The following is a 15333-nucleotide window of genomic DNA, read 5'->3' as shown; positions in this document are numbered from 1 at the left end:
CTTCCCCACACCCCACACCCCACACCCCACACCCCACTTCCCCAATTCATAATTCATAATTCATAATTCCCACACCCTACTTATCTAGAACGATCTTTGGGACAAGATTAAGTTTAAAATCTGAAATAGATGATTTTTTTGAGGATCGAGTCAAGTTTATGGCAGATATTGTCGATATTGCGGTCAGTGCCGATAATTTTAAAACTCTAGTGACGGCGGTACAAGCCGCTAATCTTGTGGATGCCCTAAAAAGTCCCGGCCCCTTCACGGTTTTTGCCCCCACCGACGAAGCTTTTGCCAAATTGCCCCCCGGGACGATTACAACCCTAGTGCAGAATATCCCCCAATTAACCCGAATTCTCACCTATCACGTCGTTGCGGGCAAATATATGCAGGAAGATTTGGCAAAATTGGCTGTAGTGACTTCTCTAGAGGGTTCACCGATTCCCATCGATTGTAGCGAAGGTTTTGAGGTGAAAAATGCCACGGTGGTGGCGGGTAATATCGAGGCGGATAATGGTGTGATCCACGTCATCGATACGGTGATCCTGATGGGTTAGTTTTTGACCGGCTTTTCCCCGGGCTGCATCCAGGGCAAATCTGTATTATTTAGTAACCAAATATACAGAAACTTTTGCTTGTTTATGGCTACGATGATCAACGGAGGAAAATGCCCACTTTCTGGACTTTCTTGTCCGCACCTGTTCAGACCATCTAATGGCTTTGCTACCATAAATATTAACGAAAAAGTAAGGAAATATTAAGGGAGATGAAAAATGGTTAACCAGTTTCTCCCCCTGATTAATTTTCGCCTTAGAATGCCGGTTTATCCACGTCGGTCAATATTCCTTTGAGAATGATCGTTTACCAGAAAGTTTTGTTCATATCGGTAGTCTCGCGGAATTAGCTCACCAACGACAAAAATATATTCTTAGCCATCTCGACAGTAATGGTAACGTGGAAGAACTCGCTCAAGAATGGGTGCAAACACTGCTCGCTAATCTAACAACTTAATAGTTTCTGGAAAATTCAGCCAAAAAAGAGGCCACTTTCCGCAAGATGACCTCTAAAATTTTTTGTTAGGGGTTATCAGTTATCAGTAAACAGTTATCAGTTACCAGTTATCAGATGTTAGTTTTCAGTTCACTGATAACTGTTTACTGGACGGCTACGCCGTGCCTTTGGCAACACTGAAAAAAGCTGCCCTATTCCCCAGAAGCATGAGGATCGATTTTGAGAACTAAAACCCCTAAAGGTGGTAAACAGAGATCGATCGAGTAGGGACGGCTATGATAGGACCATTCCTCCGACCATTTACCGCCGAGGTTGCCCATATTACTACCGCCATATTTACCCGCATCGCTGTTAAAGATTTCCTGATAAAAACCGGGATGGGGTACACCAACGCGATAATGGCTGTGGGGTTGGGGAGTAAAATTACAGACCACCACCAGAAACTCCTGCCAATTTTTGCTCCAGCGCAGGAAAGAAACGACACTATGACTATTATCACTACAGTCGATCCACTCGAAGCCATCCTGACCAAAATCCTGGGTATATAAAGCAGGTTCACTCTTATAGGTGGCGTTCAAATCTGAGAAAAAGCGTTTTAGCTGTTGATGGGGTTCATGCTGCAAAAGACCCCACTCCAAATCACCCCAAACATTCCACTCACTCCACTGACCAAATTCCATGCTCATAAACATGGTTTTCTTGCCGGGGTGGGTAAACATATAACTAAATAATGCCCGGACATTGGCAAATTTTTGCCACTCATCCCCCGGCATTTTGCCAATCATATTACTTTTGCCGTGAACCACTTCATCGTGGGACAAAGCCAGCATATAATTCTCGCTGTGGTTATACCACATACTAAAAGTGACATTATTTTGATGGAATTGACGGAACCAAGGATCCATGCCGAAATAATCGAGCATATCGTGCATCCAGCCCATATTCCACTTCAAATTAAAGCCTAAACCGCCCATATAGGTGGGCCAAGACACCATCGGCCAAGCGGTGGATTCTTCGGCAATAGAGAGAATTCCGGGGAAATAGCTAAAAATTACATGATTGACTTGACGCAGGAATTCAGCGGCCTCTAAATTTTCCCGGCCACCGTACTCGTTAGCCACCCATTCCCCATCTTTACGACAATAATCGAGATAGAGCATAGAAGCCACCGCATCAACTCTAATACCGTCAATATGGTACTTATCGAACCAAAATAGGGCATTAGCGACGAGGAAATTTCTGACTTCGTTGCGACCGTAGTTAAAAATTAAGGTTCCCCATTCCTTGTGTTCCCCTTTGCGCGGGTCGCCGTGTTCATAAAGATGAGTACCATCAAAGAAAGCTAACCCGTGGCCATCTTTGGGAAAGTGACCGGGGACCCAATCCACTAGCACACCAAGGCCATTTTGGTGACATTGATCGACAAAATACATAAAATCTTCAGGATTGCCGTAGCGACTGGTGGGGGCAAAATAACCCGTCACTTGATAACCCCAAGAACCATCAAAAGGATGCTCGGCGATCGGTAATAATTCGATATGGGTGTAACCTAATTCTTTAACGTAGGGAATCAGTTTTTCGGCTAACTCGTAGTAACTCAAAAAGCGCGCCCCGGTGTTCCATTCCGACACGGGAACCGCTTCCCCGGACCCGGCAAGTAAACGGGGGGGTTCGGCACTAGAAGTGTGCAGCCAAGAACCGAGGTGTAATTCGTAGACGGAAACCGGTTGAGTTAAAGGATCGCTATGGCGGCGTTTTTCCATCCAATCGCTATCATTCCAAGTATAGCTATCTAAATTAGCCACAATCGAGGCGGTTTTCGGGCGTACTTCTTGGGCAAAACCGTAGGGATCAGATTTTTCGTAAATATGACCTTCCCAATTTTTGATCTCGTATTTATATTTAGTGCCAACACCGATTTCCGGGATAAACAATTCCCAGACCATATTATTACGTTTCCGCATTTGGTGATCACGACCATCCCAGTTATTGAAATCACCAATAATCGAGACGTTGCGGGCATTAGGGGCCCAAACTGCGAAATAAACCCCTTTAATACCCTCGATTTCAGCTAAATGCGCCCCTAATTTTTCATAAATGCGGTGATGGTTGCCCTCCCCAAACAGATGTAAATCAAAATCGCTCAGTTTGGCAGAACGGAAGGCATAGGAATCATAGATGACCCGTTCCTGTTCCCCCTCGTGAATGCGTAATTGATAATTGTTCAGTTCACCGATATCGATGACGCACTCGAAAAAATGGGGATGATAAGCGGTCGTCATGGGATATTCTTGTCTTTGGGACGGTAAAATAACCCAAGCGGCCGTGGTTTTCGGTAAATAGGCTCTGACAACCCATTTATTTACTTTTCCTTCTTCTTCTAGGGGATGGGCCCCCAAAACCTCAAAGGGATCGTGATGGAGGTTGTTGACGATTTGATGGACTTGTTCGGGGGATACCACTATAGACATTCATTTACCACTCTTGACATCTACAATACTTATAGCAAGGAAATAGTCATTTTTTCCCTGCCTTCTGGGAATTCTCAAACTAATGATGTATTCTGCCTACTTAGGGTCTGCTGAAAAAGTTTTTCGTGGGGGTAGGGTATGGGGTGTGGGGTGTGGGGTGTGGGGAAGTGGGAAGAATAAATAAAATAATCTCCTGACGACCGACGACCGACGACCGACTCCTGACCCTAACAACAATTTTTGATTTTTACAAGAGGTCTATGGTAAAACTGCCAATTTAATCCGGCTCTGGTCATTCTCGATGTTAATCTAGCGGATAGCCTCGAATTTGACCTACTTTACATCTCTACACAGTTCTTAACTGGAACGAGTTTGATCCCTAGGAGATTGACTTTCTTCTAATTCAGCTTTGATTTTTACCGAGTCTTCAATCTGCTGGGCTTCTCGCTTAAATTCACTTTCAAATTCCTTGGATGCTTCTTGAAATCCTCGAATCGTTTTGCCTAAACTGCGACCGATTTCTGGTAATTTTTTCGGTCCGAAAACTAGCAGGGCAATCAAGAGAATTAACCCCATTTCTGGTAATCCAATCCCAAAAATATTCATTTTTCTGCTCCTAATAAAAAAATCGCGGTGGGCAATAACCCACCTGCCAAAGTCCGCGGGACAATTCTGCGGCCAAAAATGCCCACAAGATTGTTGGAATCTGCTTACTGACCCCAATCTACATTAAATCCTTCTAAAATTAGGGAGGAGTTGTAGATCTGTAAAATAATCAGCAAAAAGACTAAAAACAGAGCCATAAACACTCCCATCAGCAAGGTAGTTCCCCAACCGGGAGAAACTTTACCATATTCTGAGTTGAGGGGACGAAGGATTTCACCTAAGCGTGTACGCTGTGCCATAAGTTACCAAGAAAGATCTGTAAATGATAATTTTGTATTGATCCGTAATTTGACGAACTGCCAACCGATCAACCCAGTGAGATAAAATCTACTGCTGTTGCCAGTGGAGCTTTTTTGGTCTAATTCCGAACGGAATCGTTTTTCGCCTGCCCTGCCACGCCCACAAGAACAAGAATCTGCAAGCGCCTACAGTACGGCAATTATTCTAACATTGTTTGGTAATCTTCTCAGGATTTAGGAGATGGTCGATAGGGGTTAGGTGTGGGGTGTGAGTTGGGGTGATGGGGGAGAAGGGAGAAAAAGCTGATCAGTGATCACTAATCACTGATCAAGTCTCCTTCGGTGCTATGATCGAGGATGTAAAGTTTTATCAACACTAACTTAAACAAGCTCTCAAGAGAGGATATAAAGAACCACAGATGGCTTACACACTTCCCCCTTTACCCTACGATTACACTGCCTTAGAGCCTTGCATCACCAAAAGTACCCTAGAATTCCACCACGACAAGCACCACGCCGCTTATGTCAATAACTATAACGGTTTGGTCAAAGATACGGAACTCGATACTCTCTCTTTAGAAGAAGTTATCGTTAAGGTTGCCGGTGATGCCTCTAAAGCTGGGGTTTTCAACAATGCCGCCCAAGCATGGAATCATAGTTTTTATTGGGACTGCATGAAACCGGGTGGTGGCGGTGCGCCTACCGGTGCTTTAGCCGCTAAAATTAACGCAGATTTCGGCAGTTTCGAGAAATTTGTCGAAGCTTTCAAAACCGCCGGCGCTACTCAATTCGGTAGTGGTTGGGCTTGGTTGGTTCTCGATAACGGTACTCTCAAAGTTACCAAAACTGGCAACGCTGACAATCCTTTAACCGCCGGACAGGTTCCCCTCTTAACTATGGATGTGTGGGAACACGCTTATTATCTCGACTACCAAAATCGTCGTCCCGATTACATCAGCGACTTTTTAACCAAGTTGGTTAATTGGGATTTCGTGGCTGCTAATTTAGCCGCAGCCTAAAAAAAATTTGGCTCAGTTAAGTAGGTGGGTGGAATTAAATATAAAATGAACGTAGGTTGGGCTGAAGCATGAAACCCAACTCCCGCATGGGTTACGCTACCGCTAACCCATCCTACAAATAATTGTGCCTACCTACTTAATCAGTTATCAGTTATCAGTTATCAGCTATCAGGGGTTGGGGAGCAGAGAAAAACCATCCATAGGTTGGGGGTTAATACTACTCTTAAAATTGGCAAATCTCTCTAATATTAATTATCCTTAAAATAGATAACTAAAAAAAACTTTTTTAACATCGAGCGCGCTTCTCGCACCATGGAACAACCTGTCAGTTGGATTATTCCCCGTCATCCCCGTCCCGATTATCCCCTGTTTGTATTTTTACCCGGAATGGATGGCAGCGGCCAACTATACCATCGTCAGATTAACAACCTTGCTCCTTACTTCGATCTGCGTTGTTTGGCGATTTCCCCGCAATATCTCGGTAATTGGGAGGAATTAAGCGATTGCGTGATTGCTTTATTGACACAGGAATTAAAGCGACAATCGAGAAAAGTCTATCTCTGCGGTGAGTCTTTTGGCGGCTGTTTAGCCTTGAAAATAGCGACAAAATCAGCAAAATTAATTAAAAAACTGATTTTAATTAACCCTGCTTCTTCTTTTAATCAAAGACCTCTTTTAAGCTTGGGAATCGGTATCACCCAGATAATGCCCGATTTCATCCACGGCAGCTCGGCCCTGACTATTTTACCCTTTCTGGCCGCTCTCGGTCGAATATCCCGGGAAGATCGCCGCTCTCTCCTCAAAGCCATGCAATACGTCCCACCGAAGACGATTAGCTGGCGTTTATCCCAGTTACAACGGTTTCAGGTTAGTGCCAGCGAGTTAAAAGCTCTGCAATTGGAGGTGTTAGTGATAGCCAGTCAAGGCGACCGACTGTTACCATCGGTAGCGGAGGCTAAACGCCTAATTCAGCAGTTACCCGCCGCAAAATTAACGATTCTGCCCAATAGTGGTCACGCTTGCCTGCTGGAAACCGATATTCACCTCAAAGACATTCTCCATCACCATGCTTGTCTCCCCCGAAGTCTACCCGCAAAAAGTCACTGAGGATGGTTCTTCTACCTTTTTTTCGACCGAATTCGGCGAATGTTATCATTCTACCTCCGGGGCAAGGGAAGAAGCCGAGAAAAAATTTATCCTCTCTAGTCGTCTGGCAGCAAAAGCAGACCAGAGCAATAATCTGAAAATTTTTGACATTTGTTACGGCTTAGGGTATAATACCGCCGCGGCCTTGGCGGCCATTTGGCAAGTTAGGGGGGATTGTCGGGTAGAATTATTAGCTTTGGAAAGCGATCGAGTGGTTCCCCTAGCAGCTATTAGAGAAAAGCTCTTAAATAGTTGGAGTCAACCAATTCCCGAATATTTAAGCGATTTTGCCCATAATCACCGGCTAGACTTGCCTAATCTCACGGCTAAACTGTTAATCGGGGATGCGCGACAGACGATAACCAAGGTGATTGACGCGGGTTTTCAAGCAGAGGCAATTTTTCTCGATCCCTTTTCCCCGGGTAAATGTCCGCAACTGTGGACGGTGGAGTTTTTAGCTTTAGTGGCCAAATGCCTGAGTCCGACGGGTTATTTAGTCACCTATTCCTGTGCTGCCTCGGTGCGAAGGGCTTTACAATTAGCAGGATTGCAGATTGGGGCCACCGATAGCGTCGGGCGGCGATCGCCAGGGACAATAGCCAGTTTTTTGTCCTTACCCCCATCTCTATCGGCACAGGAATGGGAACATCTGCAAACTAAGGCCGCTATTCCCTATCGAGACGCGACTTTAAGCGACCCAGCCGAAGTGATTATACAACGTCGTCGCAGCGAACAGGCACTCTGTGACTTAGAACCGACTAGCCACTGGAAAAAACGTTGGCAAAGATCGGTTAGTTCGATCGCAATCTCGGAATGAGAATATGTAGTTAGGGTTGGCTGAATATCAGTGAAAACCTTGCTAGAAAACGGTTTAGGGACTTTTTTTTCAGGAAAAGTGCCAGAAACAAACGTTGAGAAATCGAAATAGGGACACATACTAAATCCTGTTATAATAAAACGAGTAAAGACGAGGAGATAAAATGCCCAAGAAAGCTTACTTAGCCGAACATCTAAGTTCAGAGGAACTGAAAGATAGATACAGAAGCAGTCAAGACTCAGTGGAAACAAGAAGATGGCACTTATTGTGGAAAATATCGTTAGGATGGACAATCAAAAATGCGGCAGTAGCTGTGGGGTTAGATTATCAGTATAGTTTTAGAATTCTCAAAAGATATAATGAATTAGGAGAAGAAGGAGTTAAAAATCTCAAGAAAAAAAGTGCGGAACATCGGAGAGGAAAAGAACCTTTATTGAAGGAAGAACAATTTCAAAAATTAAAAGAAGAACTGAAAGAACGTCCTGCGGATGGAGGAATCTGGACAGGTCCGAAGGTAGCCCGATGGATAGAAAAGGAAACGGGACGAGAAAAAGTTTGGAATCAAAGGGGATGGGATTACTTAAAAAAGTCGAGATATTCTTGTCAAAAACCCAGGAGAAAACATAAAAAGGTAGACCCAGTTGAACAAGAAAAATTTCAGCAAAATTTAACAGTAAAAGTCCAAGAATTAAGAGATAAATTTCCCAATTCTCAGGGAGAAGTCTGATTCTTTGACGAACATCGAGTTGGCTTAAAACCAATCATTAGAAAAGTCTGGGTACCAATAGAAGAAAAGCCTTCTGCCCTAGTGCATCATCGTTATGAATGATTATATGTTTAGGGATTTGTTGAGCCGAAAACAGGGAAAACACTCTGGTATTTAATCCCAAGAGTTAATCATCAATGGTTAAGTTTAGTCTATCAATCTTTTGCACAAGATGTCGGGTTATCGGCAGAAAAAATTGTCCTATTAGTACAAGATAATGCCCAGTGGCATAGAAGTCAAAAACTTGAAGTTCCCGATGGAATCATGCTCGATTTTCTACTTTGCTTATTCACCAGAACTACAGCCAGCCGAGAGATTGTGGTCTCTAGTAGATGAACCTCTGGTTAATGAGTATTTTGAAACGATTGAAGAAAGGTCAGAAATTCTGATAACTCGTTGTCAGTATCTCGAAACAATCACTAATGAAATTAAAAACTTGACTAACTATCATTGGCTAACTTATGGCTGATTGTTATCAACTTTTCAAAACAGGATTTAGGATCAAAACCCTTATTTGATTAGGGAGTTGCCAGAAATTGACCGGGAGATAATTCGGCATTAACTAAAAACTTCAACGGGATCAATTTGACGGCACAAGCTTTTAATTCTGGTTGCAGGGAAATCGGACAAGCGGCCGGATGGGTGAGACTATTGGCCTCAGCATTTTCTGCCCATAAAGCCCCCCAGTGCATCGGCACAAAGACACAATTAGGAGCAATTGCTTTGGTAATTAAAACGGGAAAACGGGCAAAACCGCGACGAGAACGCACCTCCACCCATTCCCCAGCTTCTATGTCCAATTTTGCCGCATCTTGGGGATGAATTTCCAGAAAAGGTGCGGGGTGCATTTTGACAATTTTCTCGATGCGGCCGGTGCGGGTTTGGGTGTGCCAGTGACCGTACAAACGCCCCACGGTCAAAACTAGGGGATAATCAGCGTCCGGGGGTTCCGCTAGACCTTTACTGTGGTAAGCGGCGAAAACAGCACGACCATCGGCAGTGTTAAATTTACCATCGGTATAAAGGCGTTTTGCGGCTGTTTTTTGGCTTTTATTTTCATCTTTAACTAAATTCCCTAGTAATTCCCCAGAATTAGCGGTTTTAGGGGCGGAAATTTCATCGATGGAATCGGGCCACGGTCGGGGAGTCTCGGCCAGGCGCTCATAATTAATCGCCGTCATATCACAAGGACGTTTATATGTCAAGCGGGCAAACTCGGAATATACCTCGGCCGAATCCTGAAAATTAAATTGTGCCTGAAACCCCAAACGGCGACCAACTTCGGCGAAAATTTGCCAGTCGGCCCTAGCTTGACCGACGGGAGGACGAAAAGCCTTATTTAACGTCACCATGCGCTCAGAATTGGTCATTGTTCCCGTTTTTTCACCCCATTGGGCCGCTGGCAGTAATAAATGGGCGTAGACACTGGTTTCTGTGGGATAGTAGGCATCCTGATGGACAGTAAAAGGTGATTTTAACAGGGCTGCCTGGGTGCGTTTTAGATCAGGCATACTAACGGCCGGATTAGTGGCAGCAATCCAAAGTAATTTCACCTCTCCCGTCTCCAAACCGGTAATCATACTCCAAGCATCGCGACCGGGGACGGGAGAAATCCGACCAGCAGGTAAACCCCAAGCTTGTTCCACTTCGGCCCGGTGTTGGGGATTTTTGACGGAACGATAACCGGGCAGAAGATGGCAGAGGCCGCCGGCTTCCCTTCCTCCCATGGCGTTGGGTTGTCCGGTTAGGGAAAAAGGACCGGCCCCGGGCTTACCGATATTAGCCGTCATTAGGTGTAAATTGATTAAAGTGCGGGCTTTGGCCGTGCCTTCGCTGGATTGATTGATACCCATCGACCAGAGGGAAAGCACTCTTTTCGATTCGGCCCAGTAGCGGGCAGCCTGTTCTAAATCCTCGATGGGTATACCGCATTTAGGGGCGACTATTTCGGGGGGATAATGGCGGATAATTTCGGCGTATTTGTGGAAATCTCGGGTACATTTATCGATAAAATAGGTATCGATCGCCCCCCAATTCAGTAACAGGTGAGCAATACCGTTAAATAGGTCAATATCGGTCCCGGGGTTAATGGCTAGGTGGAGATTAGCGGCCTCGGCGGTTTTGGTGCTGCGGGGATCGACGACGATTAATTTCGCTTGTTGGTTGCGTTTGAGATACTTGTGCAGACGGTTAAAGATGATGGGGTGACATTCGGCCGTATTTGTCCCCACCAGAAAGGCACAATCGGTTAATTCTAGGTCATCGTAACAGCAGGGGGGACCGTCGGAACCGAAACTGTCCCGATAAGCGGCCACGGCCGAAGACATACAGAGACGGGAATTAGCATCAAAGTTATTGACTCCCAGACAGCCTTTGACCAGTTTTTGGGCGATGTAGTAATCTTCGGTGTGAAATTGTCCCGAACCGTATAAACAGATACTTTCCTTTTCCCCCTGAGCGATTAGAGTTTGAATGCGGTTAACGATGCGATCAAGGGCTTCTTCCCAGGTACAAGGACGGAATTGCTCTTGGAGAGAATCGCGGATCATCGGGGTTTTGAGGCGATTTTTATCGATTGATTCCGCTACGGTAGCCCCTTTAACACAGATCATACCTTGACTGGAGGGGTGGGACTTGTCCCCGAAGACTTTCCATGCTTGTCCGGCCGACGCGGGGGGGGTGACTGTCAAACCACAACCTACTCCACAGTAAGGACATTGGGTTTTTGTAGATTCAGTCATAAGCAGTTGGTCTGATTGGTGGCGCTGTCTTTAGGCATACTAAGATAGTCGTCAGGTTTTCTCGGCGAAATTGTAGTTATTAATACAATTTATTAGATGCCTTAGCAAAATTGCCATTTTCGTGATGCAAATCGCGCATTAAACCTGTCTAGATCAAAAGCATACACTTGTTCTCGTGCCGAAAAAGAATCGGCATAGGATAATAGTAGTCTCTAGGGTGGGGAAAAAGTTTTCAGCCAGTCATGACCTACGAACCTCTACATCATAAGTATCGTCCCCAAACCTTTGCCGATTTGGTGGGACAATCAGCGATCGCCACGACCCTGAGTAATGCCTTAATCAGTGAGCGAATCGCTCCTGCATACCTATTTACTGGACCCAGAGGCACGGGGAAAACCTCCTCGGCGCGAATTTTAGCCAAATCCCTCAACTGTCTGTCTAGTGACCATCCGACGCCGATTCCCTGCGGTAAATGTTCCGTCTGTCAAGCGATCGCCAATGGTTCGGCCCTAGACGTGATCGAAATTGATGCCGCTAGTAATACCGGTGTGGATAACATTCGGGAAATTATCGAGCGATCGCAATTTGCCCCCGTCCAATGTCGTTATAAAGTCTATGTCATCGATGAATGCCTGACTGGGGATAGCCTTGTTTTCACCGAAACGGGATTAATCCCCATTAATCATCCTGAGATTCTCGGAAAACGAGTTCTCAGTTACAACGAGAGCAGCGGAGAGTGGGAATATAAAAAAGTCCTGCGATGGCTAAACCGAGGCGTAAAAGCAACTTTAACCATTCAAACCAGAAATCGGACGATTAATTGCACTGGTAATCATTTGATTAGAACAGAAAAAGCATGGATACAAGCAAAAAATCTCAAAATCGGCGATCAGATCCTATCACCTGTGAATGTGGCTGCGGTGCAATACACGCCTAGTATCATAAAATCCCCTCAATGGCTGACAAATTTCGAGGAAGTGATAGGGATTCAAGAAGGTGACACAGAAAGCGTCTATGACCTAGAAGTGGAGGACAATCATAATTTTGTTGCCAATGGGTTATTAGTTCATAACTGCCATATGCTCAGTACGGCGGCCTTTAATGCTTTGCTGAAAACTCTGGAAGAACCGCCGGATCGAGTGATTTTTGTGCTTGCTACCACCGATCCTCAGCGTGTCTTGCCTACCATCATCTCCCGTTGTCAACGCTTTGATTATCGCCGTATTGCTCTCGATGCGATGGTGGCACACCTGCAAAAAATCGCCCAAATAGAAGCGATCGATATTAACCTAGAAGCATTAACCCTTGTGGCTCAGATCGCTAACGGTGGTTTACGCGATGCCGAAAGTCTCCTCGATCAATTAAGTTTACTCGCAGGAACGATTACGGCCGAGCGAGTCTGGGATTTGGTCGGTGCAGTCCCCGAAAGAGACCTCTTAACCCTGCTTAAAGTCATTCATGGCAATATTCCTGATCAAGTTATCGAACAATGTCGCCATCTGATGAATCGCGGTAAGGAACCTTTAATCGTCTTGCAAAATCTAGCGGGATTCTATTTAAACCTACTTTTAGCCAAAACTGCCCCTAATCGTCCAGAAATGGTGGCTGTCACTGCTCCCACTTGGCAGGAATTATGTACGGAAGCGCGTACTTGGTCTTTAGAGGAAATTCTCCGCGGTCAACAACTGCTTAAAGACAGCGAAACACAACTAAAAAACACCACTCAACCCCGTCTCTGGTTAGAAGTCACTCTATTAGGACTGTTACCGCAAGCACAGGTGATTCCTCTAGTTGCCACGGTAGCGCCTTCCCGTCCCCAAACCAGCGTCGAGAGGCCCCCTGAAGTGATCACAGCACCAGCGCCGGTTAATGAACCGATAAAACCGCCAGTTATCACCCCGACAACTAGGGTCGAAGTGCCGAAAACTGAGGTTAAAACTGTTGCCAGTGATGACAATCATGAACAAATTTGGCAGCAGGTTTTAGAAGTAATGGAACCCCCCACTACTCGCACTCTCTTGCGTCAGCACGGCAGTCTTTTTAATATGGAAGAATCGAGCGCTTATTTAAGTATATCTTCGGAACAATTATTAAAAATGGCCCGGCTACGATTGACTAATATTGAGTCAGCTTTCGAGGCAGTTTTTCGGCGCCGGATTAAAGTTCATTTACAGGTAGGTTCCGCCACTGCTGCCATGGCTGCGGAAGTTTCCCCATCCCCGGCAGCCAGGATACAACCACCACCGGAAACCGCACCAACCCCACCAATAACTCCCGAAAATAAAGTTATGACCGCGGTGGATATTCTCCCGGTCAAAGAAGCAATTATCGAGAAAAAAGAAGCAAAGATCACAGCATCGGGAACCCCAAAAACTCTTAGCACAGAACTGCCCCAAAAAATCTTAAATTTTGATTCATCTTTAGAGACATTAGATCAAGATGTCGATGTTAGTGAAATTTTGGCGGCCGCTCAAAAGTTAGCGAAATCTTTTGATGGTGAAGTGGTCAATATGGGTTATTCACTGCCGGAAAATTCGGCCGCAGAAACTAAAGTTAATAAGTCTCTGGAAAATATGACTATCGTGCGCGGGAGACCTGATGTTAACGAAATTTTAGATAGTTTGGAGGAGGACGAAGACCTTCCTTTTTAAGGCTATCCCAACGGCTTGTGCTAAACTAATAGGATATGCCACGTCTCAGGATTGGCTATTCTTGCTCAAATTCTAGCTACTAGACCTATGACACCCGAAACTAAGGCCAGAATCGATCAATTAATCCAGAATAACAAAGTTCTTGTGTTCATGAAGGGCAATAAATTAATGCCTCAGTGTGGTTTCTCGAATAACGTCATACAAATTCTCAATATTCTGGGGGTTTCCTACGAAACTGTCGATATTCTGCAAGATCAGGAGTTAAGACAAGGAGTTAAGGAGTATTCCAATTGGCCGACTATTCCCCAAGTCTATATCAACGGTCAGTTTATTGGTGGTTCCGACATTATGATCGAACTCTATCAAAATGGGGAACTACAACAAATAGTCGAGGTAGCCTTAGCTTCCTAAAAATTTTCTAGGTTAGGTTAGCTATCCTAACCTAGTCCAAACCTACCAAACAGTGATCAGTAAACAGTGAAAAGACGGCAATTTTCTACTTAAGACTGTCCACTAAAAACTGATAAATGCTAACTGCTAACTGCTAACAAGGGCCGAATCTAAAAACTAATTTGTTAAGCTAAAAGCTTTGATGTACTTGGTTTCTAACCTTATTTTTAGGTAGGATAATTGCCAGGTTCTTTACTTTTGCCCCTTGCCTTCAGAAACTGATAACTGGAATCCCCAACCCCCAACATTAGTTAACTTCTCATGTCCAATATACCCCCACAGTGGCGCGAGGAAATCACCTCTTTACCTCCTTGGTTACGGCGTTCACTCGGCAAATCTAGCGAAATCTCCACGGTTCAGCGCATTATCAAACAAAGGAACATTCATACTATCTGCGAGGAGGGTCGCTGTCCCAATCGCGGCGAATGTTATGCCCAAGGTACGGCGACTTTTTTGTTGATGGGTCCCACCTGTACACGATCCTGTGCTTTTTGTCAAGTGGATAAGGGTCATGCACCCATGCCTCTTGATGTGGAGGAACCGCAAAAAGTGGCGGAAGCGGTGCAATTGTTAAATTTAAGTTACGTTGTCTTGACTTCTGTGGCCAGAGATGATATGGAAGACGGCGGGGCCAGTTGGTTTGTGCGGACGATGACAGCCATTCGCGAACTCAATCCCCACACTTTAATTGAGGTGTTAACCCCGGATTTTGCTGGAGGTAAGGGAAGTCAACAGGAACGGGTGGCGACGGTGGTGGGGGCAAAACCTGCCTGTTACAATCACAATATCGAGACGGTGCGCCGTTTGCAAAAGCCGGTTAGACGCGGGGCTAAATACGATCGCTCTTTGGCGGTTTTGCGTTATGTTAAGGAAATCGATCGATCGATTCCGACGAAATCTGGCCTAATGGTCGGTCACGGTGAGACAAAAGAGGAAATTATCGAGACTTTGGCAGATTTACGCGCGATCGACTGCGATCGAGTTACTATTGGTCAATATATGCGTCCTTCTCTGGAACATTTGCTCGTACAGAAATATTGGACTCCCGCAGAATTTAGCGAGTTGGGAGAAATTGCCCAAAAAATGGGTTTTTCCCAAGTTAGATCTGGACCTCTAGTCCGCAGTTCCTATCATGCGGGAGAGTAAATCAGTTATCAGTGATCAGTTATCAGTTATCAGATGTAAGTTTTAAGTTAATTTTTGTAAATCTACCAAGTTGGGATTTTTACGGGGAAACTCTCGGCTAAAATTGGGCGTTACTTTCGATTTTATCACTCAATCCAAGCCTTTGGGGGGTTCTACCCCCCAAACCCCCCGTTGGGGGCGTGGCGCCGCCCCCAAACCCCCGCGCAT

General features: G+C 45.2%; 13 protein-coding genes. 9 read left to right on the top strand and 4 right to left on the bottom strand.

The annotated features are described in order from the left end of the window. The first annotated feature begins 158 nt into the window (after window positions 1-158). Window positions 159-560: a fasciclin domain-containing protein gene (locus IM450_RS14000; RefSeq protein WP_002803963.1), complete on the top strand. Its 402-nt coding sequence runs from the start codon at window positions 159-161 to the stop codon at window positions 558-560. 645 nt (window positions 561-1205) lie between these two features. Here IM450_RS14000 and glgB read toward each other — a convergent pair. The 3 genes from glgB to psbH all read right to left on the bottom strand — a co-directional run bounded on the left by glgB (window position 1206) and on the right by psbH (window position 4390). After that, window positions 1206-3485 (bottom strand): 1,4-alpha-glucan branching enzyme, encoded by a 2280-nt coding sequence (gene glgB / locus IM450_RS13995; protein ID WP_287666457.1) that lies wholly within the window; start codon window positions 3483-3485, stop codon window positions 1206-1208. 357 nt (window positions 3486-3842) lie between these two features. Then, window positions 3843-4091 carry a TatA/E family twin arginine-targeting protein translocase gene (locus tag IM450_RS13990; protein WP_002743526.1) on the bottom strand — a complete coding sequence of 83 codons (249 nt, stop codon included), beginning with the start codon at window positions 4089-4091 and terminating at the stop codon, window positions 3843-3845. A 104-nt stretch (window positions 4092-4195) separates the two neighbouring features. After that, window positions 4196-4390: a photosystem II reaction center phosphoprotein PsbH gene (gene psbH, locus IM450_RS13985; protein ID WP_002736544.1), complete on the bottom strand. Its 195-nt coding sequence runs from the start codon at window positions 4388-4390 to the stop codon at window positions 4196-4198. 419 nt (window positions 4391-4809) lie between these two features. On the opposite strand from psbH, the gene IM450_RS13980 reads away from it, so the two are divergent. The 5 genes from IM450_RS13980 (at window position 4810) to IM450_RS13960 (ending at window position 8607) form a co-directional block, all read left to right on the top strand. Continuing rightward, on the top strand, window positions 4810-5409 hold the full coding sequence (locus IM450_RS13980; protein ID WP_287666454.1) for a superoxide dismutase: 600 nt from the start codon (window positions 4810-4812) through the stop codon (window positions 5407-5409). Between the two features lie 312 nt (window positions 5410-5721). Continuing rightward, entirely contained in the window at window positions 5722-6516 is a 795-nt protein-coding gene (locus tag IM450_RS13975; RefSeq protein WP_287666451.1) for an alpha/beta fold hydrolase, read from the top strand. Further along, window positions 6476-7372, top strand: a complete 897-nt coding sequence (locus tag IM450_RS13970) for a tRNA (5-methylaminomethyl-2-thiouridine)(34)-methyltransferase MnmD (RefSeq protein WP_287666448.1) — start codon at window positions 6476-6478, stop codon at window positions 7370-7372. Before IM450_RS13975 ends, IM450_RS13970 begins: the two co-directional genes overlap by 41 nt. A gap of 163 nt (window positions 7373-7535) precedes the next feature. Continuing rightward, complete coding sequence (locus IM450_RS13965; protein WP_002803970.1) at window positions 7536-8099, top strand: helix-turn-helix domain-containing protein; 564 nt, start codon at window positions 7536-7538, stop codon at window positions 8097-8099. 256 nt (window positions 8100-8355) lie between these two features. Then, the gene (locus IM450_RS13960) at window positions 8356-8607 is read left to right on the top strand and encodes a hypothetical protein (protein WP_287666444.1); all 252 of its coding nucleotides are present in this window, start codon (window positions 8356-8358) and stop codon (window positions 8605-8607) included. A gap of 49 nt (window positions 8608-8656) precedes the next feature. Here the strand turns inward: IM450_RS13960 and IM450_RS13955 are convergent, their stop codons facing one another. After that, window positions 8657-10879 carry a molybdopterin oxidoreductase family protein gene (locus IM450_RS13955; protein WP_287666441.1) on the bottom strand — a complete coding sequence of 741 codons (2223 nt, stop codon included), beginning with the start codon at window positions 10877-10879 and terminating at the stop codon, window positions 8657-8659. A gap of 242 nt (window positions 10880-11121) precedes the next feature. Between IM450_RS13955 and dnaX the strand changes: the two genes are divergently transcribed. From dnaX to lipA, 3 genes are all read left to right on the top strand, one after another. Continuing rightward, window positions 11122-13530 (top strand): DNA polymerase III subunit gamma/tau, encoded by a 2409-nt coding sequence (gene dnaX, locus IM450_RS13950; protein ID WP_287666438.1) that lies wholly within the window; start codon window positions 11122-11124, stop codon window positions 13528-13530. An 87-nt stretch (window positions 13531-13617) separates the two neighbouring features. Continuing rightward, window positions 13618-13941 carry a Grx4 family monothiol glutaredoxin gene (gene grxD / locus IM450_RS13945; RefSeq protein ID WP_002739803.1) on the top strand — a complete coding sequence of 108 codons (324 nt, stop codon included), beginning with the start codon at window positions 13618-13620 and terminating at the stop codon, window positions 13939-13941. A 300-nt stretch (window positions 13942-14241) separates the two neighbouring features. Further along, window positions 14242-15126 carry a lipoyl synthase gene (gene lipA, locus IM450_RS13940; RefSeq protein ID WP_104397741.1) on the top strand — a complete coding sequence of 295 codons (885 nt, stop codon included), beginning with the start codon at window positions 14242-14244 and terminating at the stop codon, window positions 15124-15126. The last annotated feature ends 207 nt before the right edge of the window (window positions 15127-15333 follow it).

Source organism: Microcystis sp. M083S1 (assembly GCF_020246405.1).
Classification (GTDB): Bacteria; Cyanobacteriota; Cyanobacteriia; order Cyanobacteriales; family Microcystaceae; genus Microcystis; species Microcystis aeruginosa_C.
Note: the sequence above shows the minus strand (reverse complement) of the source record. Positions and strands in the feature narration are given on the sequence as shown.